Source organism: Streptomyces sp. NBC_00503 (assembly GCF_036346895.1).
Lineage (GTDB): Bacteria > Actinomycetota > Actinomycetes > Streptomycetales > Streptomycetaceae > Streptomyces.
Genome location: NZ_CP107855.1, coordinates 2,681,542 through 2,708,364, shown reverse-complemented (window position 1 = coordinate 2,708,364; position 26,823 = coordinate 2,681,542). Strand labels below are relative to the sequence as shown.

The 26,823-nt window shown below is 71.0% G+C and carries 18 protein-coding genes; 16 read left to right on the top strand and 2 right to left on the bottom strand.

Translation table 11 applies throughout. The annotated features are described in order from the left end of the window. Positions 1 to 12 precede the first annotated feature (12 nt). The 13 genes from mreD (at position 13) to galE (ending at position 19,728) form a co-directional block, all read left to right on the top strand. Positions 13 to 717: a rod shape-determining protein MreD gene (gene mreD, locus OG490_RS12665; RefSeq protein ID WP_330296389.1), complete on the top strand. Its 705-nt coding sequence runs from the start codon at positions 13 to 15 to the stop codon at positions 715 to 717. 13 nt (positions 718 to 730) lie between these two features. Next, a complete protein-coding gene (gene mrdA / locus OG490_RS12660; protein ID WP_330296388.1) occupies positions 731 to 2,908 on the top strand; it encodes a penicillin-binding protein 2 in 2,178 nt (725 codons plus the stop codon). 6 nt (positions 2,909 to 2,914) lie between these two features. Then, the gene (rodA, locus tag OG490_RS12655; protein ID WP_330296387.1) at positions 2,915 to 4,114 is read left to right on the top strand and encodes a rod shape-determining protein RodA; all 1,200 of its coding nucleotides are present in this window, start codon (positions 2,915 to 2,917) and stop codon (positions 4,112 to 4,114) included. Between the two features lie 80 nt (positions 4,115 to 4,194). Beyond that, entirely contained in the window at positions 4,195 to 5,778 is a 1,584-nt protein-coding gene (locus OG490_RS12650; protein WP_330296386.1) for a CYTH and CHAD domain-containing protein, read from the top strand. A gap of 72 nt (positions 5,779 to 5,850) precedes the next feature. Further along, on the top strand, positions 5,851 to 7,776 hold the full coding sequence (locus OG490_RS12645; protein ID WP_330296385.1) for a TIGR03960 family B12-binding radical SAM protein: 1,926 nt from the start codon (positions 5,851 to 5,853) through the stop codon (positions 7,774 to 7,776). 145 nt (positions 7,777 to 7,921) lie between these two features. Continuing rightward, a complete protein-coding gene (locus OG490_RS12640; protein ID WP_330296384.1) occupies positions 7,922 to 9,394 on the top strand; it encodes a hypothetical protein in 1,473 nt (490 codons plus the stop codon). Positions 9,395 to 9,525: 131 nt separating this feature from the next. Next, positions 9,526 to 10,317 carry a TIGR03936 family radical SAM-associated protein gene (locus tag OG490_RS12635; protein WP_330296383.1) on the top strand — a complete coding sequence of 264 codons (792 nt, stop codon included), beginning with the start codon at positions 9,526 to 9,528 and terminating at the stop codon, positions 10,315 to 10,317. Between the two features lie 234 nt (positions 10,318 to 10,551). Further along, positions 10,552 to 14,439 carry an Rne/Rng family ribonuclease gene (locus tag OG490_RS12630; RefSeq protein WP_330296382.1) on the top strand — a complete coding sequence of 1,296 codons (3,888 nt, stop codon included), beginning with the start codon at positions 10,552 to 10,554 and terminating at the stop codon, positions 14,437 to 14,439. Between the two features lie 263 nt (positions 14,440 to 14,702). Next, positions 14,703 to 15,023, top strand: coding sequence for a 50S ribosomal protein L21 (gene rplU, locus OG490_RS12625; RefSeq protein WP_112446572.1), 321 nt, complete (start codon positions 14,703 to 14,705; stop codon positions 15,021 to 15,023). Between the two features lie 13 nt (positions 15,024 to 15,036). Beyond that, positions 15,037 to 15,291 carry a 50S ribosomal protein L27 gene (gene rpmA / locus OG490_RS12620; protein ID WP_030013081.1) on the top strand — a complete coding sequence of 85 codons (255 nt, stop codon included), beginning with the start codon at positions 15,037 to 15,039 and terminating at the stop codon, positions 15,289 to 15,291. 181 nt (positions 15,292 to 15,472) lie between these two features. Next, positions 15,473 to 16,915, top strand: a complete 1,443-nt coding sequence (obgE, locus tag OG490_RS12615; RefSeq protein WP_330296381.1) for a GTPase ObgE — start codon at positions 15,473 to 15,475, stop codon at positions 16,913 to 16,915. A 144-nt stretch (positions 16,916 to 17,059) separates the two neighbouring features. Beyond that, on the top strand, positions 17,060 to 18,742 hold the full coding sequence (locus OG490_RS12610) for a glycosyltransferase family 2 protein (protein ID WP_330296380.1): 1,683 nt from the start codon (positions 17,060 to 17,062) through the stop codon (positions 18,740 to 18,742). Further along, positions 18,739 to 19,728 (top strand): UDP-glucose 4-epimerase GalE, encoded by a 990-nt coding sequence (gene galE, locus OG490_RS12605; protein ID WP_330296379.1) that lies wholly within the window; start codon positions 18,739 to 18,741, stop codon positions 19,726 to 19,728. The genes OG490_RS12610 and galE overlap by 4 nt, the downstream gene beginning before the upstream one ends. 82 nt (positions 19,729 to 19,810) lie before the next feature. Here galE and OG490_RS12600 read toward each other — a convergent pair whose 3' ends face one another. After that, entirely contained in the window at positions 19,811 to 21,010 is a 1,200-nt protein-coding gene (locus OG490_RS12600; RefSeq protein ID WP_330296378.1) for a glycosyltransferase, read from the bottom strand. Next, positions 21,007 to 23,877, bottom strand: a complete 2,871-nt coding sequence (locus OG490_RS12595) for a bifunctional glycosyltransferase/CDP-glycerol:glycerophosphate glycerophosphotransferase (RefSeq protein WP_330296377.1) — start codon at positions 23,875 to 23,877, stop codon at positions 21,007 to 21,009. The genes OG490_RS12600 and OG490_RS12595 overlap by 4 nt, the downstream gene beginning before the upstream one ends. Positions 23,878 to 24,059: 182 nt before the next feature. On the opposite strand from OG490_RS12595, the gene OG490_RS12590 reads away from it, so the two are divergent. From OG490_RS12590 to proB, 3 genes are all read left to right on the top strand, one after another. Next, the gene (locus tag OG490_RS12590) at positions 24,060 to 25,073 is read left to right on the top strand and encodes a glycosyltransferase family 2 protein (protein ID WP_330296376.1); all 1,014 of its coding nucleotides are present in this window, start codon (positions 24,060 to 24,062) and stop codon (positions 25,071 to 25,073) included. Then, positions 25,073 to 25,546, top strand: coding sequence for a GtrA family protein (locus tag OG490_RS12585; protein WP_330296375.1), 474 nt, complete (start codon positions 25,073 to 25,075; stop codon positions 25,544 to 25,546). The genes OG490_RS12590 and OG490_RS12585 overlap by 1 nt, the downstream gene beginning before the upstream one ends. An 81-nt stretch (positions 25,547 to 25,627) precedes the next feature. Beyond that, complete coding sequence (proB, locus tag OG490_RS12580) at positions 25,628 to 26,755, top strand: glutamate 5-kinase (RefSeq protein ID WP_330296374.1); 1,128 nt, start codon at positions 25,628 to 25,630, stop codon at positions 26,753 to 26,755. The last annotated feature ends 68 nt before the right edge of the window (positions 26,756 to 26,823 follow it).

Sequence of the window (26,823 nt, the reverse complement as noted above, 5' to 3'; positions counted from 1 at the left end):
AGCCGACCAAACATGCGCTTCAACCGGATCCTGCTCTCGGCGACGCTCGTCGTGGTCGCCCTCGTCGTCCAGGTCTCCATCCTGGGAAGGCTCCAACTCCCCGGAGCCGTCCCCGACCTGGTCCTGCTCACCGTCGTCGCCCTCGCACTCGTGTACGGGTGCGTCAGCGGTGCGCTCATCGGCTTCACCGCCGGCCTCCTCACCGACCTGGCCCCGCCCGCCGACCACGCCGCCGGCCGCTACGCGCTCGTGCTCTGCCTCATCGGCTACGTCGCCGGCCTGGTCCGCCCCGACACCGGACGCTTCCGCTCCGCCTGGGGCCCGATGCTCACCGTCGTCGGCGCGGCCTTCGCCTCCACCCTGCTCTACGCGGGCGTCGGCGCCCTGGTCGGCGACACCGCCGCCCGCCACGTGGGCCTGACCGGGCTGCTGTTCACCGCCGTCCTCTACGACCTGCTGCTCGCGCCCTTCACCGTGCCGTTCATCATGGCGCTGGCCCGCCGCGCCGAGAACGACCCGATGGCCGTCGAGGCCAACGGCGGCCCGCCGTCCGGCGAGGACATCGCCTCCGGCTGGCTGGCCGGCGGCACCGGCCTGCGGATCGGCAGCCAGCGCGGCGGCCTGCGGATGAAGACCGCCCGCAGCCGCGCCAACCGGGCCGGCCGGATAAAGGGCGTCAAGGGAATCAAGGGTGTGAAGAGCGTCAAGAAGCTGTGAGGGAGGAGTCCCCGTGACCAACATTCCGGAGACCGGACGCACCTCCCGGGTGCGGATCCGGCTCGTGATCATCCAGGTCCTCGTCTTCTCCCTGCTCTGCACCCTCGGCGGGCGCCTCTGGTACCTCCAGATCCGCAACGGCGACGAGTACTCCGACGAGGCCAAGAACAACCACGTCCAGCAGGTGGTCCAGCCCGCCGTGCGCGGCTCGATCCTCGACGCCCGCGGGATCCCGCTCGCCGACAACGAGACCCGCCTCGTCGTCTCCGCCAGCCGCACCGAGCTGATGAAGATGAAGGACCACGGCAAGGCCGTGCTCGCCCAGCTCGCCGGAGTCCTCGACATAAGGCCACAGGACGTCGCCTACAAGATCCGGCTCTGCAACAACGAGACCCCGCAGCCCTGCTGGAACGGCTCCCCGTACCAGCCGATCCCCGTCACCAACAAGGCCACCACCCAGCAGGCCCTGCAGATCCGCGAGCGCCCCGAGGACTTCCCCGGGATCACCGCCGAGCCCACCGCCGTACGCCGCTACCCGGCCCCCGGCGGCGCCAACACCGGCCAGGTCCTCGGCTACCTCGGCCCGGTCACCGACGCGGAGATCGTCAAGGCGAAGACCACCAACTCGCCGTTCCTGCGCTCCGACCAGGTCGGCCGCTTCGGCATCGAGCGCACGTACGACAAGGAGCTGCGCGGCAAGTCGGGCGTCACCCGCTACGAGGTGGACAACCTCGGCCGGGTCATCGGCATGGCCCGGAACGACCCGGCCGTCCCCGGCGCCAACCTCGTCACCAGCATCGACGCCCGCGTCCAGGGCGTCGCCGAGTACGAGCTGAACGCGGCGATGCTGGAAGCCCGCAAGCAGATCGACCGCAACACCGGCGTCCCCTACAAGGCGGACGCGGGCGCCATCGTCGTCCTGGAGTCCAAGACCGGCCGCGTCGTGGCCATGGCCTCCAACCCGAGCTACGACCCCAACGTGTGGGTCGGCGGCATCTCCGGCAAGGACTACGCCAAGCTCACCGCCAAGGAGTCCAACGTCCCGCTGATGAACCGGGCGATCCAGGGCCAAGCCGCCCCGGGCTCCATCTTCAAGGTCATCCCGACCGCCGCCGCGGTCAACGCCGGATACAAGTTCGACGGCGAGTACCCCTGCCCCAGTTCGTACTCCATCGGCGGCCAGGTCTTCAAGAACTTCGAATCCCAGGGCCACGGCAGCATCACCCTCGGCCAGGCCCTCGAAGTCTCCTGCGACACCGTGTTCTACGCCCTGGGCCACAAGGAATGGCTCAAGGACGGCGGGCTCAAGCCGAAGAAGAACCCGGCGCAGATCTTCTACAAGACCGCCCATCAGTTCGGCCTCGGCGCCGAGACCCACGTGGACCTGCCGGGCGAGGAGAAGGGCCGGGTCCCCGACCGCGAGTGGAAGCAGCGGTTCTGGGAGGCCAACAAGGCCAGCTGGTGCAAGACCGGCAAGAAGGGCGGCACCTACGTCGAGCTGCTGTCCTACGAGAACTGCCTCGAAGGCAACCTCATGCGCGCCGGTGACGCCGTCAACTACTCCATCGGACAGGGCGACACCCTCGTCACCCCGATCCAGATGGCCACCATCTACGCGGCCATCTCCAACGGCGGCACCATGTGGAACCCCACCATCGGCAAGGCCATCATCAGCGCAGACGGCAAGCACATCGAAGAGATCAAGCCCGAGGCCCACGGCAAGCTCCCCATGGACGAGCACACCCGGCAGCAGATGGTCGGAGCCCTGGAGGGCGTCGCCGTCCGCGGCACCGCCGCCTGGCGCTTCGGCGGCTGGCCCCAGAAGCAGATCCCGATGCACGCCAAGACCGGTACCGCCGAGGTCTACGGCAAGCAGACCACCTCCTGGTTCGCCACCTTCACCGACGACTACACGATCGTCATGACGATCTCCCAGGGCGGCACCGGCTCCGGTGCCTCGGGCCCCGCCGTCCGCAACGTCTACAACGCCATCTACGGTCTCGACATGGCCGGAAAGCAGGACCTCAAGACGGCCCTGCTGCTCCACCCCGAGGCCAAGCTCCCCACCATCCAGGCAGACGGCTCCATCGACTCGCCCGAGATCCGGCCGTACGTGCCCCCGTCCCCGGAAGACCTGGCGCCGGCCCCGCTCGCCGGGCCGCCCGCCCCGCCCGCCGCACGGCAGGACTGAACCCTGATGCAGACCGCGAACAAGTTCTCCGTATCCCGGTACGCGCCGGAGCGCGGGGCGATGGCCAAGCTCACCGCCCGCGACTCCGTGGTGCGCCGGCTCGACTGGCCGATACTCCTCTCCGCGATCGCCCTCTCCCTCATCGGCTCCCTGCTGGTGTGGTCGGCGACCCGCAACCGGACCTCCCTGAACCAGGGGGACCCGTACTACTTCCTCTTCCGGCACGCCATGAACACCGGAATCGGCCTCGTGCTGATGATCGCCACGATCTGGCTCGGCCACCGCACCCTGCGCGGGGCCGTCCCGATCCTCTACGGGCTCTCCGTCGTGCTGATCCTGGCCGTGCTCACCCCGCTCGGCGCCACCATCAACGGCGCCCACGCCTGGATCGTCATCGGCGGCGGCTTCTCGCTCCAGCCCTCCGAGTTCGTGAAGATCACGATCATCCTGGGCATGGCGATGCTGCTCGCCGCACGGGTCGACGCGGGCGACCTCGCCAATCCCGACCACCGCACGGTCGTCAAGGCCCTGTGCCTGGCGGCCGCCCCGATGGGCATCATCATGCTGATGCCCGACCTCGGGTCCGTCATGGTCATGGTCGTCATCGTGCTCGGCGTCCTGCTGGCCTCCGGCGCCTCCAACCGGTGGGTGCTGGGCCTGCTCGGCTCGGGCGTGGCCGGCGCCGTCCTGATCTGGCAGCTCGGCATCCTCGACGAGTACCAGATCAACCGCTTCGCGGCCTTCGCCAACCCCGAGCTCGACCCCGCCGGCGTCGGCTACAACACCAACCAGGCGCGCATCGCGATCGGCTCCGGCGGCCTGACCGGCTCCGGGCTCTTCCACGGCTCGCAGACCACCGGCCAGTTCGTGCCCGAGCAGCAGACCGACTTCGTCTTCACGGTCGCGGGGGAGGAACTGGGCTTCGTCGGAGCCGGGCTGATCCTCGTCCTGCTCGGCGTCATCCTGTGGCGGGCCTGCGTCATCGCCCGCGAGACCACCGAGCTCTACGGCACCATCGTGTGCGCCGGGATCATCGCCTGGTTCGCCTTCCAGGCCTTCGAGAACATCGGGATGACCCTCGGAATCATGCCGGTGGCCGGGCTCCCGCTGCCGTTCGTCTCCTACGGAGGATCGTCGATGTTCGCCGTGTGGGTGGCCATCGGACTGCTCCAGTCGATCAGGGTGCAGCGGCCGATGTCGGCCTGATCGGCCCGCCTGGCGCCGGTTTTCCGCCGCTCTCCGCGTTCGCCCTCACGTCGCCGTCCGTTCAGTACTAGGTTCGGTTCATGGTGGACACGAAGCGCGAGATCGAGCGGAAATTCGAGTTCTCTACGGCGAAACAGACCCGGCGCGGGGTGCCGGACCTGACGGGCACGGCCGCCGTCGCGGCCGTCACCGACCAGGGCACCGTGCACCTCGACGCCGTCTACTACGACACCCCCGACCAGCGGCTCGCGGCCGACGGGCTCACCCTGCGCCGCCGCACCGGCGGCGCGGACGCCGGCTGGCACCTCAAACTGCCCGTCGCCCCCGGCGTGCGCGACGAGATCACGGCCCCCCTCAGCGACACCGTGCCCGGCCCGCTGGCCGCCCTGCTCCGCTCCCGCATCCGCGACACCCCCCTGGAACCGCAGGTCAGGCTGGTGTCCTCGCGCAAGGTCAGCCACCTCCTCGACGCCGACGGCGCGCTCCTCGCGGAACTGTCCACCGACGCCGTACGAGCCTGGGGGTCCCCCCGGACGGAGTCTGGGGGATGCGCCGAGACCACCGCCGCCTGGACCGAGGTCGAGGTGGAACTCGCCGACGGAGCGGACCCGGCGCTGCTCGACGCCGTCGAGAAGAAGTTCCGCAAGGCCGGGCTGCTCGTCTCCGCCGCCCCCTCGAAGCTGGCCCGGGCACTCGCCGAGACCTCCGCAGAACCGCCGCCCCGGCCCTTGGGGGGCGGCCCCGAGGGCACCGCGGGCGCGTACGTGCTCTCGTACCTGCGCGAACAGCGCGACACCCTGATCTCCCAGGACCCCGCCGTCCGCCGCGGCCTGCCCGACTCCGTCCACCAGATGCGGGTCGCCACCAGGAGGCTGCGCAGCGCCTTCAAGACCTACCGCCGGATCCTGGACCCCGCCGAGACCGGCCCGCTCGGCGCGGAGCTGCGCTGGCTCGCCGCCGAACTCGGCGTCGACCGCGACCAGGAAGTCCTGCTGGAGCGGATACAGGCCAGGCTCGACGAACTGCCGCGCACCCTGCAGCTGGGCCCGGTCCGCGGCCGCCTCAAGGTCTGGAACACCGCCCGCCGCACCGGTTCGCGCCGGGCGGCGCTGGCCGCCCTCGACAGCCGGCGCTACGTGGCCCTGCTCGACGCCCTCGACACCCTGCTCGCCGATCCGCCGCTGCAGAAGGCCGCAGGCCGGCCCGCCCGGGCGACCCTGCCCGCCACGGTCCTCGGCGACTACGCACGCCTCGCCGGCCGGGTCGAAGGCGCGCTGGCCATGGAACCGGGCCACGACCGGGACCTCGCCCTGCACGAAGCCCGCAAGGCGGCCAAGCGCGCCCGCTACGCCGCGGAGGCGGCGGCCCCGGCACTCGGCAAACCCGCCCGCCGCCTTGCCGAGGCGGTGCAGGCGGTCCAGACCCTGCTCGGCGACCACCAGGACGGCGTCGTGGCCCGCGACGCCCTGCGCGGCCTCGCCGTCCAGGCGGCGGGCGCGGGGGAGTCGGCCTTCACCTGGGGCGTGCTCTACGCCCGCGAGGAGGCACTGTCCGAGCGCGGGGAGCGGGAGCTGCCCGAGGTGTGGGCGGCGGCCTCGGCGCCCGCGCTCGCGCTGCGCACCGCGGCGGGCGCACGGCCGGCGGGCGGCCCGGGGGCGGCGTGATCTTGCGGCGGGGGGCCGGCGGGCCTCGGGGTACGCTTGAGAGTCGCCCCCTGCCCGCTTCACGAAAGTCGCGTGATGACCGAGTCGGTCTTCCCTCAGCTTGAGGCCCTGCTTCCGCACGTCCAGAAGCCGATCCAGTACGTCGGCGGTGAGCTCAACTCCACGGTCAAGCCGTGGGACAGCGCCGACGTCCGCTGGGCGCTGATGTACCCGGACGCGTACGAGGTCGGGCTGCCCAACCAGGGCGTCATGATCCTCTACGAGGTGCTCAACGAGCGCGAGGGCGTGCTCGCGGAGCGCACGTACAGCGTGTGGCCGGACCTCGAAGCGCTGATGCGCGAGCACAAGGTGCCCCAGTTCACCGTGGACAGCCACCGCCCGGTCGGGGACTTCGACGTGTTCGGGCTCTCCTTCTCCACCGAGCTCGGCTACACCAACATGCTCACGGCGCTGGACCTCGCGGGCATCCCGCTGGAGGCGAAGAACCGTACGCTCGACCACCCCATCGTGCTCGCGGGCGGCCACGCGGCCTTCAACCCCGAGCCGATCGCGGAGTTCATCGACTGCGCGATCATCGGCGACGGCGAGCAGGCCGTCCTCGACATGACCGAGATCATCCGCGCCTGGAAGGCCGAGGGCCGCCCGGGCGGGCGCGAAGAGGTCCTGCTGCGTCTCGCGAAGACCGGCGGCGTCTACGTGCCGGGCTTCTACGACGTCGAGTACCTGCCGGACGGCCGCATCGGCCGCGTCGTCCCGAACCGCTCCGGCGTGCCGTGGCGCGTGTCCAAGCACACGGTCATGGACCTCGACGAGTGGCCCTACCCCAAGCAGCCCCTGGTCCCGCTCGCCGAGACCGTCCACGAGCGCATGTCCGTGGAGATCTTCCGCGGCTGCACCCGCGGCTGCCGTTTCTGCCAGGCCGGCATGATCACGCGCCCCGTGCGGGAGCGAAGCATCACCGGCATCGGCGAAATGGTGGAGCGCGGCCTCAAGGCGACGGGCTTCGAAGAGGTCGGTCTCCTCTCGCTCTCCTCGGCGGACCACACCGAGATCGCGGACATCGCCAAGGGCCTGGCCGACCGCTACACGGACGACAAGGTGGGCCTGTCCCTCCCGTCGACCCGCGTGGACGCCTTCAACGTCGACCTGGCCAACGAGCTGACCCGCAACGGCCGTCGCTCCGGTCTGACCTTCGCCCCCGAGGGCGGCTCCGAGCGCATGCGCAAGGTCATCAACAAGATGGTCTCGGAAGAGGACCTGATCCGGACGGTCTCCACGGCGTACGGCAACGGCTGGCGCCAGGTGAAGCTGTACTTCATGGTCGGCCTGCCGACCGAGACCGACGAGGACGTGCTCCAGATCGGCGACATGGCGGTCAACGTCATCGCCAAGGGCCGCGAGGTCTCCGGCCAGAACGACATCCGCTGCACCGTCTCGATCGGCGGCTTCGTCCCCAAGCCGCACACCCCCTTCCAATGGGCCCCGCAGCTGTCGGCCGAGGAGACGGACGCCCGCCTCGGCAAGCTCCGCGACAAGCTCCGCGGCGACAAGAAGTACGGCCGTTCCATCGGCTTCCGCTACCACGACGGCAAGCCGGGCGTCGTCGAGGGCCTGCTCTCGCGCGGTGACCGCCGCGTCGGCGACGTCATCCGCGCCGTGTACGAGGCCGGCGGCCGTTTCGACGGCTGGCGCGAGCACTTCTCGTACGACGGCTGGATGCGGGCCGCCGAGAAGACGCTGCCCGCGTACGGCGTGGACGTGGCCTGGTACACGACCCGCGAGCGCACCTACGAGGAGGTCCTCCCCTGGGACCACCTGGACTCGGGCCTCGACAAGGAATGGCTCTGGGAGGACTGGCAGGACGCCCTCGACGAGACCGAGGTCGAGGACTGCCGCTGGACCCCGTGCTTCGACTGCGGCGTGTGTCCTCAGATGGACACGAGCATCCAGATCGGCCCGACGGGCCAGAAGCTGCTCCCGCTGTCGGTCGTGAAGTAACCGACGGCCAACTGCTCGGCGCGATGCCCCTCACCGGGAACGGTGGGGGGCATTTCCGTTCGCAGGGCCGGGCCCGGAAGGGCCGCCCGGGCGAAAGCAGGGCCCCCGGCGCAACGGCGTGTGGCGGTGGTGTGTCCTTACGGGCATGGAACTCGACAAGTCGCAGCCGCAACCGCAGGGCGAGGGCTGTCTGGTGGGGGTCGTCCGGGTACCCGTCAAGGTCGTGGCGGTGCTGATCGTGCTGCCCGTACGGGTGGTGTGGGACCTGCTCGTCGCCCTCGCGAGGATGCTGCACCGCTCGGTCCTGGGACCGCTGGGGCGGGGACTGGCCTGGTTCTGGGAACAGGCCGTGGTGCCGGTGCTGCGCGGGGTCGAGTGGCTGATCGAGACCCTGGTCAAGCTGGTCTTCTACTGGCCCTGGGTGGGGCTGTGGCGGTACGGCGTCCTCCCGCTCGGGCGCGCACTGGCCCGGCTGGGGCGGGCGGCGCACGCGTACGTGTTCCGGCCGCTCGGGCGGGGCGCCCTCTGGTTGGCGCGGGCGGTCCACGCCCACCTGCTGCGGCCCGTGGGCAAGGGCCTCAAGTGGGCTTCCTGGGCACTGGCGATGGCGGTCTTCGTCTGGCCGTGGGTGGGGCTGTGGCGGTACGTGGTCGTGCCGGTCTGCGCCTACGGGTTGGTTCCGCTCGGGCGGGGACTGCTGTGGCTCGGGCGGGCGGTCCACGCGCATCTGCTGCGCCCCTTCGGCGACGGGCTCCGATGGCTCGGCCGGGGCAGCGGCCGGTACGTGCTGCGGCCGTTGGGCAGGGGGCTCAAGTGGGCTTCCTGGGCCCTGGCGATGACGGTCTTCGTCTGGCCGTGGGTGGGGCTGTGGCGGTACGTGGTCGTGCCGGTCGGGCGGGGGATCGGGTGGTTGGGGCGGGGGGTTTACGCGTACGGGCTGGTGCCGTTGGGGCACGGCCTGCTGTGGTTCGGGCGCGGGGTGCGGTGGCTGGGTGCGGCGATGGTGCGGTACCTGCTCGTGCTGCCCGCGCTCGGGATCGGGTGGCTGGCCGGCGCCGGGTACCGGCACGTCCTCGTACCCGTCGGGAGCGCTCTCGCGTGGCTCCTCACGCGCGCCCTCGCCTACGGGGTCGTCCGGCCCTGCGTCGCGCTGTGGCGGTACGTGGTCGCCCCGCTCGGGCGGGGCGCGTACACGTACCTGCTCGCACCGCTCGGACGGCTGCTCGTCGGGGCCTGGCACCTCGCGGGGCGGGCCAGCCGGGCCCTGGGGCGCGGGCTCGTCCTGCTGTGGCGCGGTTTCGTCGTCCGGCCGGTCGCCTGGGCCTACCGGCGGATCGCGACTCCCGTCGGGTACGCCGTCCGCGCCGGGTGGAGCGCGGCGCGCCGTGCGGGGCGGACGGCGTACCGGCACACCGTCACTCCGGTCGGCCACCTCGTCCGCGAGGTGTGGAGCACCTCGCGCCTCGCGGTGCGCGAGGCGCGGGCCGACGTACGGCGGATGCTGTTCGGGGGGCCGTCCCGGGAACCAGTGAGGTCACGGGCGCGTACTCTGGGTAGTAACACAGCCGTAGGCGACACGCCCGCCACTCCCGAGATCTCCCTGCACAAGCAGGGGTGAGCCGGAGGGCAGGACGCGGCCCGCCCGCAGGCTCCACAGACCTCAGGGCGACGCGCGAGCCGCGAAGCCCCGCACAAGGAGAAGAACCACTGGGCAAGCGACAGCCCGAAGGCCCGCCTCCCGCACCGGTGGTGCAGCGCATTCGTCTGCGCTACACCAAGCGCGGCCGCCTCCGGTTCACCAGCCACCGGGACTTCCAGCGCGCCTTCGAGCGGGCCCTGCGCCGCTCCGAGGTGCCCATGGCGTACTCGGCGGGCTTCACCCCCCACCCGCGCGTCTCGTACGCGAACGCCGCCCCCACCGGGACCGGCAGCGAGGCCGAATACCTGGAGATCGCCCTCGCCGAGCCCCGCGATCCCGCGAAGCTGCGCGAACTGCTCGACGAGTCGATGCCCGTGGGCCTCGACATCATCGACGCGGTGGAGGCCCACACCTCCGGTCTCGCCGACCGGCTGACGGCCTCCGTCTGGGAACTGCGCCTGGACGGCGTGGATCCCGCGGACGCCGAGCGGGCCGTCGAGGCCTTCCTCGCCGCCGAAACGGTCGAGGTCCAGCGCCGTACCAAGAACGGCATGCGGACCTTCGACACGCGCGGCGCCGTGGTGACTCTGGAAACGGTTCCCGTATCGGCCACCGAACCGGCTGATAGGACCCGGGACAATGCCTGTGCGATACTGCGGCTGGTTGTTCGGCATCTGACACCTGCCGTGCGACCCGACGACGTCCTGTCCGGTCTCCGAGCTGTGGCCGACCTAACGCCGCCGGTCCCCGCAGCGGTGACCAGGCTGGCGCAGGGGCTCTTCGACGAGGAGTCCGGCACGGTGACCGACCCGCTCGCGCCCGACCGCGAGGCAGTCACGGCAGCCCCACCCACGGCGGCCGTAGCCGCCGACGCGAAGGCGCCGGAAGGTCCCGCCGCGTAGGGATCGTCGTCGTCGCGCAGCCCTGGCACTCGGGAGCCACCTGGGTCGGGCCGCGCACAGACCTGAAGACTTCCGCCAGGCCGTACGAACTACCACGTACGGAACCGGCGGCCATTGAACTGAGCTCCCGTGTGGCGAACGCGCCCCGGAGGCCGGTTCCGCATTCACAGTGCGGAGCCGTGCCGGACCGGAAGTCAGCCGCGGCGCCCGGGAGCGTGACGGGAGAAACCCCGCATGCTCAACAGCGAAAACGACAACAACAACACCACCGCCGACAGTGGCAGCCCGAGCGACAACCTGCCTCCGCGCAGGCGCCGGCGTGCCGCTTCCCGGCCGGCCGGTCCCCCCGGCGGCCCGGTAGCCGCCACCGAGGCGGCCCCGGCACCCGTGGTGGCAGCCGCGCCCGCCGAGGAAGCCGCTCCGGCCGCCGCCCCGGCCCGTGCCCGTCGCCGTGCCACCCGCGCCGTGGCCGCCCCTGAGGCTCCCGTGGCCGAGGTCGCGCCCGTCGTGGTCGAGGCCGCGCCGGTCGAGGAGGCTGCTCCGGCCGCCGCCCCGGCCCGTGCCCGCCGTCGTGCCACCCGCGCCGTGGCCGCCCCTGAGGCTCCCGTGGCCGAGGTCGCGCCCGTCGTGGTCGAGGCCGCGCCGGTCGAGGAGGCTGCTCCGGCCGCCGCTCCGGCCCGTGCCCGCCGTCGTGCCACCCGCGCCGTGACCGCTCCCGAGGCTCCGGTCGCCGAGGCCGCGCCCGTCGTGGTCGAGGCTCCGGCCGCCGTGGTGGAGGAGCCCGCCGCTCCGGTGCGTGCCCGTCGCCGTGCCACCCGCGCCGTGACCGCCCCCGAGGCTCCCGCCGCCGAGGTCGTCGCGGAGGAGGCCCCCGTCGCGGCTCCCGCCGCCAGGGCCGTCACCGTCGCCGACGCCGTGGACTCCCCGAAGCGCGGCGGCCGCCGTCGCGCCACGCGTTCCACCACCGCTCCGGCCGCCGCCGCAGCGCCGCAGCCCGCGGCTGCCGCCGCTGCCCCGGCCGAGGCGCCCGCCGCCCCGGCTCGTGGCCGCCGCGCCGGTCGTCCGGCCGTCGCCGTGTTCCAGGCCCCGGTCTTCGCCGAGCCGATGTTCCAGACCCCGGAGACCGCCGCCATGGCCGCGGCGGCCGCTGCCGCAGCCGCCCCGGTCGACGAGTTCGACGAGGTCGAAGAAGAAGAGATCGAGCTCGAGGCCGAGGCCGTCGTGGCCCCCGCCCCGCAGCCGGCCGGTCGTCGCCGCCGCCGCGGCCGCGGCGCAGCCGCCGAGAGCGCCGCTCCGGCGGCTCCGGCTCCGGCCGCGCCGTCCGCTCCGGTCTCGCTGGCCGACGTAGAGCTCTTCGAGGAAGAGGCCGAGGCCGAGCTCGAAGAGGCCGCCGAGGAGGACTTCGACGAGTCGGGCGACCGCCCGTCCCGCCGTCGCCGCCGCGGTGGCCGTCGCCGCCGTCGCGGTGAGGCCGCCGACCTCGACGAGTCCGCCGAGGAAGAGGCCGAGGCCGAAGAGGCCGATGAGGAAGAGGCGGAAGAGGACGAGGAGAACGGGGCCCTCGGCTCCAGCTCCAGCCGTCGTCGCCGTCGCCGTCGTCGCCGCAGCGGTGACGGCGGTACGGACGCCGACGCGGGCGACGAGGACGGCGTACGCACCGTCGTCAAGGTCCGCGAGCCCCGCCCGGCGCGCGAGCGCTCCGAGTCCTCCGTGGGCTCCGGCTCCACCTCCTCCGACGAGGTCCAGTCCATCAAGGGCTCGACCCGCCTGGAGGCGAAGAAGCAGCGCCGCCGCGAAGGCCGCGAGCAGGGCCGCCGCAGGGTCCCGATCATCACCGAGGCCGAGTTCCTGGCCCGTCGTGAGGCCGTCGAGCGCGTGATGGTCGTCCGCCAGTCGGGCGAGCGCACCCAGATCGGCGTCCTCGAGGACAACGTGCTCGTCGAGCACTACGTCAACAAGGAAGAAGCCACCTCGTACGTCGGCAACGTCTACCTGGGCAAGGTCCAGAACGTGCTGCCGTCGATGGAGGCCGCCTTCATCGACATCGGCAAGGGCCGCAACGCCGTCCTGTACGCCGGTGAGGTCAACTTCGAGGCGCTCGGCATGGCCAACGGGCCGCGCCGCATCGAGTCCGCCCTCAAGTCCGGCCAGTCGGTCCTGGTGCAGGTCACCAAGGACCCGATCGGCCACAAGGGTGCCCGCCTGACCAGCCAGGTCTCGCTGCCCGGCCGCTACCTCGTCTACGTGCCCGAGGGCTCGATGACCGGTATCAGCCGCAAGCTGCCCGACACCGAGCGCGCGCGCCTGAAGACCATCCTCAAGAAGATCGTCCCCGAGGACGCGGGCGTCATCGTGCGCACCGCCGCCGAGGGTGCGAGCGAGGACGAGCTGCGCCGCGACGTCGAGCGTCTGCAGGCCCAGTGGGAGGACATCCAGAAGAAGTCGAACCAGATCTCGACCTCTTCGCCGAGCCTCCTGTACGGCGAGCCGGACATGACCGTCCGCGTCGTGCGCGACATCTTCAACGAGGACTTCTCGAAGGTCATCGTCAGCGGTGACAGCGCCTGGGAGACCATCCACGGCTACGTGAACCACGTGGCCCCGGACCTGTCCGACCGGCTCTCCCGCTGGACCTCCGAGGTCGACGTCTTCGCGACGTACCGGATCGACGAGCAGCTCGCCAAGGCCCTCGACCGCAAGGTGTGGCTGCCCTCGGGCGGCTCGCTCGTGATCGACAAGACCGAAGCGATGATCGTCATCGACGTCAACACCGGCAAGTTCACCGGTCAGGGCGGCAACCTCGAGGAGACCGTCACCAGGAACAACCTGGAGGCGGCCGAGGAGATCGTGCGCCAGCTGCGGCTGCGCGACCTCGGCGGCATCGTGGTCATCGACTTCATCGACATGGTCCTGGAGTCCAACCGCGACCTGGTCCTGCGGCGCATGCTGGAGTGCCTGGGCCGTGACCGGACCAAGCACCAGGTCGCCGAGGTGACCTCGCTGGGCCTGGTCCAGATGACCCGCAAGCGGGTGGGCCAGGGTCTGCTGGAGTCCTTCTCCGAGACCTGCGTCCACTGCAACGGCCGCGGTGTGATCGTGCACATGGAGACCCCGACCGTGGTCGGCGGCGGTGGCAACGGCAAGCGCTCCAAGCGCCGCGGTGGCCGTGCCGACGAGCACGAGCACGAGATCGAGGCCGTCGAGACCGACGTCTACGAGATCGAGACCGAGGCGGAGGTGGCTGCCGAGGCCGCCGCCCCGATCGCGCTGCCGGAGCCGTCCTTCGTCGCCGACGAGGAGCTGTACGGCAGCCCGGCCGAGGCCGAGGCCGCCGCGGGTCTGAGCGGCCGTCGCAACCGCCGTCGCGCCACCCGCAAGGCGACCGCTCCGGCGGGCGGCGCGCGCGTCGCCGCGGCTCCGGCCCCGGTGGCTCCGGCCCCCGTGGCCGAGCCCGAGCCGGTGGTCGAGGCCGAGATCGAGGTCGTCGAGCCCGAGCCCGTGGTCGAAGCGGTCGAGGTCGTCGAGACGGTCGTCGCGGAGCCGGTCGTGGAGGAGGCCCCCAAGGGCCGCACCCGCCGCCGTGCCACCCGTAAGGCGACCGCTCCGGCGGGCGCCCCCGCCGAGGCCGCCGAGGCCCTGGAGCCGGTCGTGGCGGCGGAGCCCGAGCCCGTCGTCGAGCCCGAGCCCGCGCCGGTGGTCGTCGAGACCCCCGCCGAGCCCGTGATCGAGCCCGCGGCCGAGGCCGCGCCGGCCCGTCCGCGTCGCCGTGCCACCCGTAAGGCCACCGCACCGGCCGGTTCCCCGGCGGGCGCCGAGGCGGCCGTGGTGGTCGTCCAGGCGCCGGTGGAGACCCCGGCCGAGGTCGTCGTGGAGGAGGCCGCCCCGGCGGCTCCCGCCAAGAAGGCGGTCCGCAAGACGGCCGCCAAGAAGGCGACGACCACGGCGGCCGCGGCGAAGAAGGCACCGGCCAAGAAGGCGGCGGCCGCCAAGAAGACCGTCACCAAGAAGGCGGCGACGGCCAAGACCGCCGCCAAGAAGACCGTTGCGAAGCGGGCGACGAAGAAGACCGCGGCGGCCGAGCAGCAGACGCTGCCCTCCGTTTCGGCTCCGACCGAAGCCTGATCCGCACCTGACCACGGGCCCCGCCGAGCGGCGGGGCCCGTGGTCATGCGGGACCCGGTTTGACCCTCCGGAACCGGCCCCGTAACCTAGACCGTCGGCATGTTTAGACGATTACGTCTAACGCGCGCCGCGCTCCTGAGCACCTTCCTCCCGCCGAGCACCATGCGGGAGAGGCCGCTCGTCCAATCCGGATCGGTGTGGGCTTCGGCCCGCCTGAGCGGCTGGCTTCAGGAGCATCCGCCCCGAGTGAGAGAGAGATCCGCGTGTACGCCATCGTGCGCAGCGGTGGTCGCCAGCACAAGGTTGCTGTCGGCGACATCGTTGAAGTTGACAAGATTCCCACCGCCAAGGTTGGCGACACGGTCGAGCTCTCGACCCTGCTCGTTGTCGACGGCGAAGCCGTGACCAGCGACCCGTGGGTCCTGGCCGGCGTCAAGGTCACGGCCGAGATTGTGGATCACCACAAGGGCGTCAAGATCGACATCCTGCGTTACAAGAACAAGACCGGCTACCGCCGTCGCCAGGGTCACCGCCAGCAGTACACGGCGATCAAGGTCACCGGTATCCCCGCGGCTGCGAAGTAAGAGGGACTGAGACATGGCACACAAGAAGGGCGCATCGTCCACCCGGAACGGGCGCGATTCCAATGCCCAGCGGCTCGGCGTGAAGCGCTTCGGCGGTCAGGTCGTTTCCGCTGGTGAGATCCTCGTCCGCCAGCGCGGCACCCACTTCCACCCGGGTTCGGGTGTCGGTCGTGGTGGCGACGACACGCTGTTCGCGCTGCAGGCCGGTTCGGTCGAGTTCGGCACGCACCGTGGCCGCAAGGTCGTCAACATCGTTCCGGCCGCCTGATTCAGCTCCTGCTGATCTGAAGCGTTCGTAACACCCCGAGGGCGGATCTCAGCTCTTCCCGGCGCGAGCCGGGAAGAGAGGTCCGCCCTCGGCGCGTTGTCACATAGACACGTTTAATGGGTAGCAAGGCCTACCCACCCGGGCTTTCCGGGTTATTCCCGCTGTATCTGGAGGAACAACCATGACCACCTTCGTGGACCGCGTCGAATTGCATGTCGCCGCGGGTAACGGGGGCCACGGCTGCGCCTCCGTTCACCGGGAGAAGTTCAAGCCGCTCGGCGGCCCCGACGGCGGCAACGGCGGCCGTGGCGGCGACGTCATCCTGGTGGTGGAGCAGTCGATCACCACCCTGCTGGAGTACCACCACAGCCCCCACCGCAAGGCCACCAACGGCCAGCCCGGCGCGGGCGACAACCGCTCCGGCAAGGACGGCCAGGACATCATCCTGCCCGTGCCGGACGGCACCGTCGTCCTCGACAAGGAGGGCAACGTCCTCGCCGACCTCGTCGGCCAGGGCACCACCTACGTGGCCGCCGAGGGCGGCCGCGGCGGCCTCGGCAACGCCGCGCTCTCCTCCGCCCGCCGCAAGGCGCCCGGCTTCGCCCTCCTCGGCGTACCGGGCACCGGCGGCGACGTCGTCCTGGAGCTCAAGACCGTCGCCGACGTGGCGCTGGTCGGCTTCCCGAGCGCCGGCAAGTCCTCGCTGATCTCGGTGCTCTCCGCGGCCAAGCCGAAGATCGCCGACTACCCCTTCACCACCCTGGTCCCGAACCTGGGCGTCGTCACCGCGGGCTCGACGGTCTACACGATCGCCGACGTCCCGGGCCTCATCCCCGGCGCCAGCCAGGGCAAGGGCCTCGGCCTGGAGTTCCTGCGCCACGTCGAGCGCTGCTCGATCCTCGTGCACGTGCTGGACACCGCCACCCTGGAGTCCGACCGCGACCCGCTCGCCGACCTCGACGCCATCGAGGAGGAGCTGAAGCTCTACGGCGGCGGCCTGGAGAAGCGTCCGCGCCTCGTCGTCCTCAACAAGGTCGACATCCCCGACGGCAAGGACCTCGCGGACATGGTCCGCCCGGACCTGGAGGCCCGCGGCTACAAGGTCTTCGAGGTCTCCGCGGTCGACCGTACGGGCCTGAAGGAGCTGTCCTACTTCCTCGCCGAGGTCATCGCGAAGTTCCGCGCCCGTGCGCCGAAGCAGGAGGCGACCCGCATCGTCATCCGGCCGAAGGCCGTGGACGACTCGGGCTTCACCATCACCTACGACGAGGCCGAGGACGTGTACCGCGTGCGCGGCGAGAAGCCGGAGCGCTGGGTCCGCCAGACCGACTTCAACATCGACGAGGCCGTCGGCTACCTCGCCGACCGCCTCAACCGCCTCGGCGTCGAGGCGGCGCTGAAGAAGGCCGGTGCCCGCGCGGGTGACGGCGTCGCCATCGGTTCCGACGACAACGCGGTCGTCTTCGACTGGGAGCCGACCATGATGGCCGGCGCCGAGATGCTGGGCCGCCGCGGTGAGGACCACCGTCTGGAGGCGCCGCGTCCGGCGACCACGCGCCGCAAGGAGAAGGAAGCCGAGCGGGACTCCGCGCAGAAGGAGTACGACGAGTTCCGTCCCTTCTGACGGAACCCTCCCCGCCCGCGCTTCGGCCCGGTCCGGGCCCGGTCCTCACGACCGGGCCCGGACCGGGCCGTCCGTGCTGGAGGGGTCACCCGAACGGCCCATGGTCTTAAGGATGCTTTCACTTGCGTGGCCTAGGATCCCAAAGTGACGAGCAGCAATACCCCCAGCGTTTCCGTCATTGTGATCGCGTACAACGATGCAGAGCTCGTGGGTGAGGCCGTTTCCTCGGCTCTCGCCCAGGGCCCCGCGGTCGTCGAAGTCATCGCGGTCAACGACGCGTCGGTCGACGGGACCAGACCGGTGCTGGACGAACTGGCCGCCCGCCACCCCCGCTTGAAGGTCGTGCACCGCACGCGGAACAGCGGGGGCTGCGGCACCCCGCGCAACGACGGGATCGCAGTCGCGACCGCCCGGTACGTCATGTTCCTGGACAGCGACGACGTGCTCCCCCCGGGAGCCGTGGACGCCCTGTTGCGCGCCGCCGAGGAACACCACGCGCCCGTCACGGTCGGCGCCTGCGTCCGCCGCGAACTGCCCTCGGGCCGCGATGTCCCCTGGGTGCCCGGCCTCGGCGCTCCGGGCGATGTCATCGACCGGCCGGCCGACCGGCCGCAACTGGTCCGGGACACGCTCTGCGTCAACAAGCTGTACGACCGGGCCTTCCTCGACAAGCACCGGATCCGCTTCCCCGACGGCCGTTTCGTCTACGAGGACTTCGTGTTCACCGCCCGCGTGCTGGCCGCCGAGCCCCGCATCGCGGTCATCGGCGACCTGGTCTACGTGTGGCACGTGCGCCGGGACGCCGCCCAGGTGTCCATCTCCCTGGCCCGCCAGGACGTCGGCAACTGGCGTGCGCGCATCGAGGCCCACCGCGCCGCCTCCCGGATCCTCTCCGAGTCCTCGCCGGAGCTGGGCCGGGCCTGCCAGGTCAAGTTCCTCGAGTACGACCTGCGCATGTACCTGCGCGAGCTCGGGGAGGACCCCGAGTACCAGGCCGCTTGGTGGACCCTGACCCGCGACTACCTCGCCGGTTTCGCGGACGCCGACATCGAGGCCGCCGCAGCCCCCGCGCGCTGGATCGTACGGGTGCTGCGCGCCCGCGAGGTTCCGCCCGCCCCCGCCGACCTGCGGCGGCTGACCGCCTTCGCCGCCGATCCGCCCCGGCTGGCGCCCCCGTACGCGACCGGCCCCGGCGGGGCCGCGGTGTGGAGCGAGACCCTGCCGGTGGAACTGGACGGGCTGGCGGAGCTGCCCACGTCCGAACTGCCCGTCACCATTGACGCCGAGACCGTGGGCCGCACGGGACTGCGGATCCGCGTGCACGATCTGTACGGACGCCTCGCCGCGGCCGGCCCGCGCACGGTCCAACTGCGCTTCCTGCCCCGGGACGACGAGGGGAAGCCGCTGTTCGCCGCGCCGGTGGAGCTGAGCCCCGCCGAGGACGGCAGCCACTGGACCGGGGAACTGCCGTTCCACCTGATCACACTGGCGGTCGCCGGGCGCGGCGCGGGCCGGCGCGGCATGCAGGCCTGGGACGTCAAGGTGGGCGTGGAGTGCGCGGACGGGAGCTCCCTGCTCACCTCCCCGCGCCCCCTCGGGGGACTGCTCCACCGGAGGGTGCTGCCGAGCAGCCGGTACGGTGTGTTGCTGGCGCAGACCTACCGCACGGCCGGCGGATCGCTGGCACTGCGCCTCGCGCCCGGAGCAGCGGGCGTCATGAGTCTTGTACGCAACCGCCTCGACCGGGCGCGCAAGAGCCGAGGTCGGAGCGCGAGGACCGGCGGACGCCGGAAGAGGCACGAGAAGGAACTAGGGAGATACGCATGACCTTTCTGATCACTGGTGGTGCCGGCTACATCGGGTCGCACGTGGTCCGCGCGATGCTGCTCGCGGGCGAGGAGGTCGTGATCCTGGACGACCTCTCCACCGGCAACGTCGACCGTGTCCCGGAGGGCGTTCCGCTGGTGGTCGGTTCCGTGCTCGACCGCAAGGTTCTGGACGAGACCTTCGCCCGGCACGAGATCACCGGCGTGGTGCACCTCGCGGGCAAGAAGCAGGTCGGCGAATCCGTGGAGAAGCCGCTGCACTACTACGAGGAGAACGTGCAGGGCCTCACGGTCCTGCTGGGCGCGGTGGCCGACGCCGGCATCCGCAACTTCCTCTTCTCCTCCTCCGCCTCCGTGTACGGGATGCCCGACGTCGACCTCGTCACCGAAGACACCCCGTGCCTGCCGCTGAGCCCGTACGGCGAGACGAAGCTGGCCGGCGAGTGGCTGGTGCGCGCGACCGGCAGGGCCAAGGGGATCTCCACCGCCTGCCTGCGGTACTTCAACGTGGCGGGCGCCGCCACCCCCGAGCTCGCGGACACCGGGGTCTTCAACCTGGTGCCGATGATCTTCGAGCGGTTCGACAAGGGCGAGGGCGCCCGGATCTTCGGCGACGACTATCCGACCCCGGACGGCACGTGCATCCGTGACTACATCCACGTCGCGGACCTCGCGGAGGCCCACGTGGTGGCGGCCCGCAAGCTCGCCGAGTGGGGCGCGCGGGGCGAGTACGACGACCTCACCGTCAACATCGGCCGCGGCGAGGGCGTTTCCGTCCGCGAGATGGTCGAGCTGGTCAACGAGACCACCGGGCACACCGACCCCGCCTACGCGCCCGCGGTCTCCCCGCGCCGCCCCGGCGACCCGGCGAAGGTCGTCGCCTCCGCCGAGAAGATCTCGGCCGTGCTGGGCTGGAAGGCCCGCCACGACGTCCGCGAGATGATCACCTCGGCCTGGGAGGGCTGGGAGGCCAACCGCAAGGGCTGACCTCCTGACGAGGACCTACGAAGCCGCCCGCCCCGGACCTTTCCGGGGCGGGCGGCCGCGTACTCACCGGGTACCGGCGGGCTCAGCGCTCCAAGAAGGAGAACAGCTCTTCCCACCGGTCCGTGATGTCGGCGCTGGAGTACCGCTGCACGTCGCGGAAGGCGGTGTCGCCGAGCCGGTCGCGCAGGGCGCGGTCGGACATCAGCCGGTCCAGCTGTCCGGCGAGCTCCATCGTGTTGCCGAGCCGGGCCAGCAGCCCGTCCTCGCCGTGCGTCACGATCTCCCGTACGCCCGGCGCGCAGTCGAAGGCGGCCACCGGCAGGCCCGCGGCCATGGCCTCCAGCAGGGTGATCGGGAACCCTTCGGCGCGCGAGGCCTGTGCGAAGACCGAGGCACCGGTCAGGGCACCGAGCACGTCGTCGGTGCTGCCCATCCACTCCACGGAGTCCTCGACTCCCAGCCCGCAGGCGTGCACGCGCAGCGAGGGTTCTTCGGCGCCGGCCCCGTAGATCCGCAAGGTCCAGTCGGGGTGCAGGGGGGCGGCGTCCGCCCAGGCGTCGAGCAGCAGGTCCACGCCCTTCTCGAAGGAGAGGCGGCCGACGCTCGCCACGACCTTCTCGGTGCGCGGGGCGGGGGAGGCCGGCATGAACGGCAGCGGGTTCGGCATGCTGGCGACGTTGTTCATGCCCGACCGGATCCAGAGGTCCGCGTCCTCGGGGGTCAGCACGAGCATCCGGTCGACCTCCGGGTAGTAGCGGCGTACCCGCCGGGCCCGGGAGGACTTCTGGCTGGCCTCGAAGGACTCGTGGCTCATGCCGATGACGGTGAACCCCTTGGTGTCGGCGAGGGCCACCCACTCCATCGCCCAGATCTGGGTGACGATCACGACCCCGCCGGGGCGGGCCGCGCGCAGCAGGTCGCCGAACCGGTCCGCCTTGGCCTGCATCGTCGCCCGGCGGGCCGCCTGGCGGCGCCGCTCGGGTGCGTTGAGCCGGCCCTTGATGCCGCTGAGTCCGCGCGCGGCGGCCGGGTGGGTCTCGTAGAGCGTCGTCGTCGCGTAGGGGAGGGCGGCGGGCAGTTTCTGCCGGAGCTCTTCGGCGACGGGGGTGATGCCGACGACGTGCACCCGGTGTCCGCGGTCGCTGAACAGCCGGGCCATCTGGTGCGACCAGGTGGTGACGCCGCCGAGCTCGTCGACGCTGTTGGAGACGAGGAAGACGTCCCGGCCGCCGTCGGCGGGGTCCTGCCCGGTGGCGGTGGCGGTGGCGGTCTGCTGGCTCACTTGCCGCTCCTGGTGAAGAACTTCTCGACGATCTGGCGGGCCGCGTCCCCGCGGTCGTACTCGCCGGACTCGGTGAGGAAGCGCCGGCGCGCATGGGCGTACTTGGCGTCCGCCTCGTCGAACGCGGCGATGGCCTGGAGCAGTTCCTCCGCCGTGGCCAGCACCGGGCCCGGGGCCTTCTCCTTCAGGTCGAAGTACGTTCCGCGGATGTCGGTCGCGTACTTCTCGTAGTCGTACGCGAAGAACAGCATCGGCCGGTCCAGGACCGCGTAGTCGAACATCACGGACGAGTAGTCGGTGATCAGCCCGTCCGCGAGCGCCAACAGCGGGGTGACGTCGTGGTACTTGGACACGTCGACGACCCGCCCCGCGACCGACGGCGGCAGCACGGCGCTGTTGAGGTAGTGGGTCCGCACCAGCAGCGTGAAGCGGTCGCCGAGCCGGTCGGCGAACTCCTCGACGTCGAAGGGGAACTCGAAGCCCTCCACCGCGCCGTCCGCGTTCGCCCGGAAGGTCGGCGCGTACAGCAGGACCTTCTTGTCCGGGTCGATCCCGAGCTCGCCGGCCAGGGGACCGCGGATCCGCTCACCGGTGTGCGCCTCGGAGCGGTGCGCCGCGACCAGGGCGTCGTTGCGCGGGTAGCCGGTGCGCAGCAGGACCCCGTCGCGCAGCCGGAACCCCTTGGCCAGGGTGCGGGTGTCGTGCTCGGAGCGGATCAGGAAGTGGTCGAAGCGGTCGAGGGCGCTCTGCAGGCGGTCCTGGCCGGCCTTGCCCTGGGCCTTGGTGCGGGGCTCGTGGAAGCCCATGCGCTTGAGCGCCGAACCGTGCCAGGTCTGGATGTACGTGGTCCCCGGGCGCTTGGCCAGCGCCAGCGGGAAGCCCTGGTTGTCGACCCAGAACTCGGCCTGGGCCAGGGCGCGCAGGTAGGCCCAGCTCCAGCGCCGCACCAGGGTGGCCTCCTTGGGGAAGCCCCTGGGCTCCTTGCCCTCGTAGGACCAGATCGCCTCGAACGGTGCACCGGAGCGCACCAGCTCCTCGTAGATCGCCTTGGGGCTGTCGCTGTACTGCTTGCCCATGTGGCTCTCGAAGACGACGGTGCCCTTCTTGACCGGGAGCTTCGAGAAGACCTCGTGGTAGACCTTCACCTTCTGCTCGCCCGAGCCGAGGTTGCGGCGGGCCCGCAGGGCCTTGCGCAGGCTCCGCTTGACCACGCCGGCGGCCTTGCCGTGCATCGCGTTGTTGATCAGCGACTGGGTGCGTACGGCGGCGGCGCCCTCGGCGGTCAGGACGTAGGAGAGGTTGCCCTTCTTGGTCATCTCCGGTTGGAAGCGGTCCGAGACCAGCCGGGTCAGGCGGGGGCGGACGCGCAGTCGGGCGGCGTTCTCCAGGTCGACCCCGCCGACCGAGACGCGGGTGGTGAGCCGGTCGCTGCCGGCCGTCAGCTTCAGGCGTACGTCCCAGACCGCGTCGATGATGCCGAAGGGGCGGATGGTGCTGCCGATGTCGGCCGTGACTTTCCACTCGATCGTGTCACCGGCGTGGCGCACGGATTCCACCGGGAAGCTGAACGACCGCACCCCGATCTGCCGGCGGGCCCGGAATTCGAGCGAGGCCTTCAGCTCCGATTCCGGCCGGATCCGCCCCAGCGGGTTCACGACGGAACCGGTCAGGGTGACGGTTCCCCGGCCGTCGTCGGCGTACGAGGTGAGGTGGTTGCCCAGGGCGAGCGAGGTGAGCGGTGTGCTGGAGAAGCCCTGAGCGGTGACGTCCAGTATTTTGCGGCCCTCGGCATCGTCGAGGTGATCGGCGCACCAGTAGATGCGGCCGTCGCGCTCGGCGAGCGGGGAGGTGAGCCGGCCCTTGTTGGTCATGGCCTCGGCGGCCGTGAGCAGGTTGTCCCAGTCCTCCTTGCCCAGCAGGTAGGCGCAGATGGCCTGGAGGTACGTGACGTTGCGGTACGCGTCCGGGTCGATGCCGGCGAGGTAGCCGTTGGCGAGCCGGGCGAACTCCCGCCGGTAGTCGTCATCGAGCAGGGGCAGGTCCAGCAGGTGCAGCACCAGGTCGTGCTTGAGGAATTTGGTGTCCTTCGCGGACTTGATCTGCTCGTGGCCCTTGGAGGCCAGCAGCACGTCGACGCGACGGTGGATCTCCATCCGGTGGACGAAGTTCTCGATCTCGTGGCGCCGGTTGCTGATCGACTTCGCCGCCGCCTTCTCGACCACGTTCCAGAAATAGACGTGGTTCGGGATCAGCGTGATGCGGCTGGCGGCGACGTAGGCCTGCGCGGAAAAGAGCAGGTCCTCGTAGTGGATGCCGACCGGGAACTCCAGCCCCTGCTCCAGCAGGAACGCGCGCCGGTAGCACTTGTTCGTGGAGAGGGTGTCGAAGACCAGCAGGTCCGGGTACTCGGTGATCGACTCCAGCGTGCGGGTCCGGGAGTAGATCCACGGGTACCACTCGGTGGTCTTGCCCGACCGGCTGTCCAGGTGCACGCGTACGCACATGCCCGAAACCAGGTCGGAGCCGGTCCGCTCGGCGGCCTCCAGCATGTTGCGGCAGGCGTTGCGTTCCAGCACGTCGTCACTGTCCAGGAACATGACGTACGCACCGGTGGCCTGCTTGATGCCGTGGTTGCGCGGGGCACCGCAGCCGCCGCTGTTCTCCGGCAGCTGGAAGGCGCGTACCCGCCCGGGGTGCGCGGCTTCGAGTTCCCTGGCGACGGCGTAGGACCGGTCCTTGCTGCAGTCGTCCACGATCACGACTTCGACCCCGTGCAGAGTTTGGTCCAAAACCGACTGGACGGCTGCCGGTAGACGCTCTGCGTCGTTGTAGACGATGACGACTACGGAGACGTCAGGCACGTGCACCTCTTATCCCTTTGATTCATTCATTTGTCCCCTCTCCGTCCCCCCTCTGTCCCCCTCCCAAAGCTACCGTGTGCCGCACTCGCCTCAGGCAGCCCTGCCAGGGGCGTGCATACTTTTCTGGTAGAGGTGAATGACCGGTCCGGTCGACGGCATCCACCCGTACGGACCCGCAGGAAGTGTTCATGAAGCTATCCGTAGTAGTCCCTTGCTACAACGAAGAAGCCGTGATCGACAGCTTCGATACGGTGATCCGAAAGGTTCTGGACGCACTCCCTATCGAATACGAGGTCTGCTACGTCGATGACGGTAGTCGCGACGGAACCCTCGAAAAGCTCCGCAAGATCGCCGCGCGATACCGGGAGCAGACCCGGTACGTTTCCTTCAGCCGGAACTTCGGCAAGGAGTCCGGCATGCTCGCCGGCCTGCGCGAGGCGACCGGTGACGCCGTCGTCATCATGGACGCGGACCTCCAGCACCCGCCGGAGCTCATCGCCACCATGCTGGAGTACTACCAGCGGGGGCACGACCAGATCATCGCCCGCCGTACCCGCGAGGGCGACAAGAAGCTCCGCACGGCGCTGAGCCGCCTCTACTACCGGGGCATCAACCGGTGGGTCGACGTGGAGCTCACCGACGGCGTCGGCGACTTCCGGCTGCTGTCGCGTCCGGCCGTGGACGCCCTGCTGTCGCTGCCCGAGTACAACCGCTTCTCCAAGGGGCTCTTCTCCTGGATCGGCTTCGACACGGTCCACTTCGACTACCGCAACGCCCAGCGCGAGGCCGGCGAGACGAAGTGGAAGTTCGGGTCCCTGCTGAACTACGGCATGGACGGCCTGATCTCCTTCAACAACCGGCCGCTGCGAGTCGGCATCTGGGCGGGCGTGTCGCTGGTCGCGCTGACCGGCCTCTACGCGCTGGTGATCACGATCCAGGCGATCACCCAGGGCGTGGACTCCCCGGGTTACGTCACCATCGTCGGAATCATGGTGGGTCTCGGCGGGGTCCAGCTGATCATGCTGGGCTTGATCGGCGAGTACATCGGCCGCATCTACTACGAGACCAAGCGCAGGCCGCACTTCCTCGTGAAGGAATCGCACGGGGTCGAGCCGCGCTCCCGTGACTCCAAGGGCGCCCACGACTCCCGGGACGCCAGGGTGTCGACGGCCGAGGCCGTGGTCGCGGAGCGCAGCAGCTGATGCCCGCACCTGCGACGAACGCGGCGGGCGTGACGCCGCACAAGCCGGGCCGCAAGGAACAGCTCGGCCAGATCTTCCGGTTCGGTCTGGTCGGCGGGGTCAACACCGGCACCTTCTACGTGTTCTACCTGCTGATGCACCCGTGGATGCCGTACTTCGCCGCCTACACCGCGGCCTTCGTCCTGTCGATGATCGGGTCGTTCTTCATGAACACCTACTTCACCTACCGGACCCGGCCGACGTGGAAGAAGTTCCTGCTCTTCCCTCTGACCAACATCACCAACTTCGTGATCCAGTCCGCCGGACTGTTCGCCCTGGTGACCTGGGCCGGCATGAACACCAAGATCGCACCGCTGGTCGCGGCCGTCGTGGCGATCCCGTTCACCTTCGTCCTCTCCCGGAAGATCCTCATCCCGGGGACCGGCGCCAAGGCCGCGGAAGCGGACCGGACCCGCACGGAGTCCACGGTCTGAAACCGGAGGGCGGCCCCGCCCGGCCACCCCGTAGATTGGGCGGGCAGGGTCAGTTTTCCGGTGAGGGGCAAGGGGACAGAAGTGTCAGCGGCTAGGCAGGGCGTCCTCGACGCGCGCAGGATCGTGGTCAAGGTCGGCTCCTCCTCCTTGACCACGGCGGCCGGCGGTCTCGACGCGGACCGCGTGGACGCCCTGGTCGACGTACTGGCCAAGGCGCGCAGCGGCGGCGAGAAGGAGATCGTCCTGGTCTCCAGCGGAGCCATCGCCGCCGGGCTCTCCCCCCTCGGCCTGCGCCGCCGCCCCACCGACCTGGCCCGCCAGCAGGCCGCCGCCAGCGTCGGCCAGGGCCTGCTCGTCGCGCGCTACACCGCCTCCTTCGCCCGCTACGGCGTACGCGTCGGCCAGGTGCTGCTCACCACAGACGACACCAGCCGGCGCGCGCACTACCGCAACGCCTACCGGACCCTGGACCAGCTCCTGGCCATGGGCGCCCTCCCCGTCGTCAACGAGAACGACACCGTCGCCACCGACGAGATCCGCTTCGGCGACAACGACCGCCTCGCCGCCCTCGTCGCCCACCTGGTCCGCGCCGACCTCCTCGTCCTCCTCTCGGACGTGGACGGCCTCTACGACGGCGACCCGTCCCTGCCCGGCACCAGCCGCATCGACGAGGTCCACGGCCCCGAGGACATCGCGCACGTCACCATCGGCAGCGTCGGCAAGGCGGGCGTCGGCACCGGCGGCATGGCCACCAAGGTCGAAGCGGCGCGCATCGCCGCGGCGGCCGGCATCCCCGTCGTCCTGACCTCGGCCAGCCAGGCCGCGGACGCCCTGGCCGGACGGATCACGGGCACCCTGTTCCACTCCACCGGGCGCCGCTCCACGGACCGGCTGCTCTGGCTCCAGCACGCCTCGGCCCCCCAGGGACACCTCGTACTGGACGACGGAGCCGTGCGCGCCGTGACCGAGCGCGGCAGCTCGCTGCTGCCCGCCGGCATCGCCTCGGTCGAGGGCGATTTCGTCGCGGGAGACCCGGTGGAACTGCGTTCGGCCGACGGCCGGGCGGTGGCCCGCGGGCTCGTCAACTTCGACGCCAAGGAGCTTCCGCAGCTCCTCGGCCGCTCCACGCGCGAGCTCGCGCGGGAACTCGGACCCGAGTACGAGCGGGAGGTCGTCCACCGCGACGATCTGGTCCTGCTGCAGGGCTGAGGTTCGGTAAAACCGCCGCGCGGTGAGCCAAGGACTGGTCAACTGTGAGGGGCGGACACGCGCAGCGC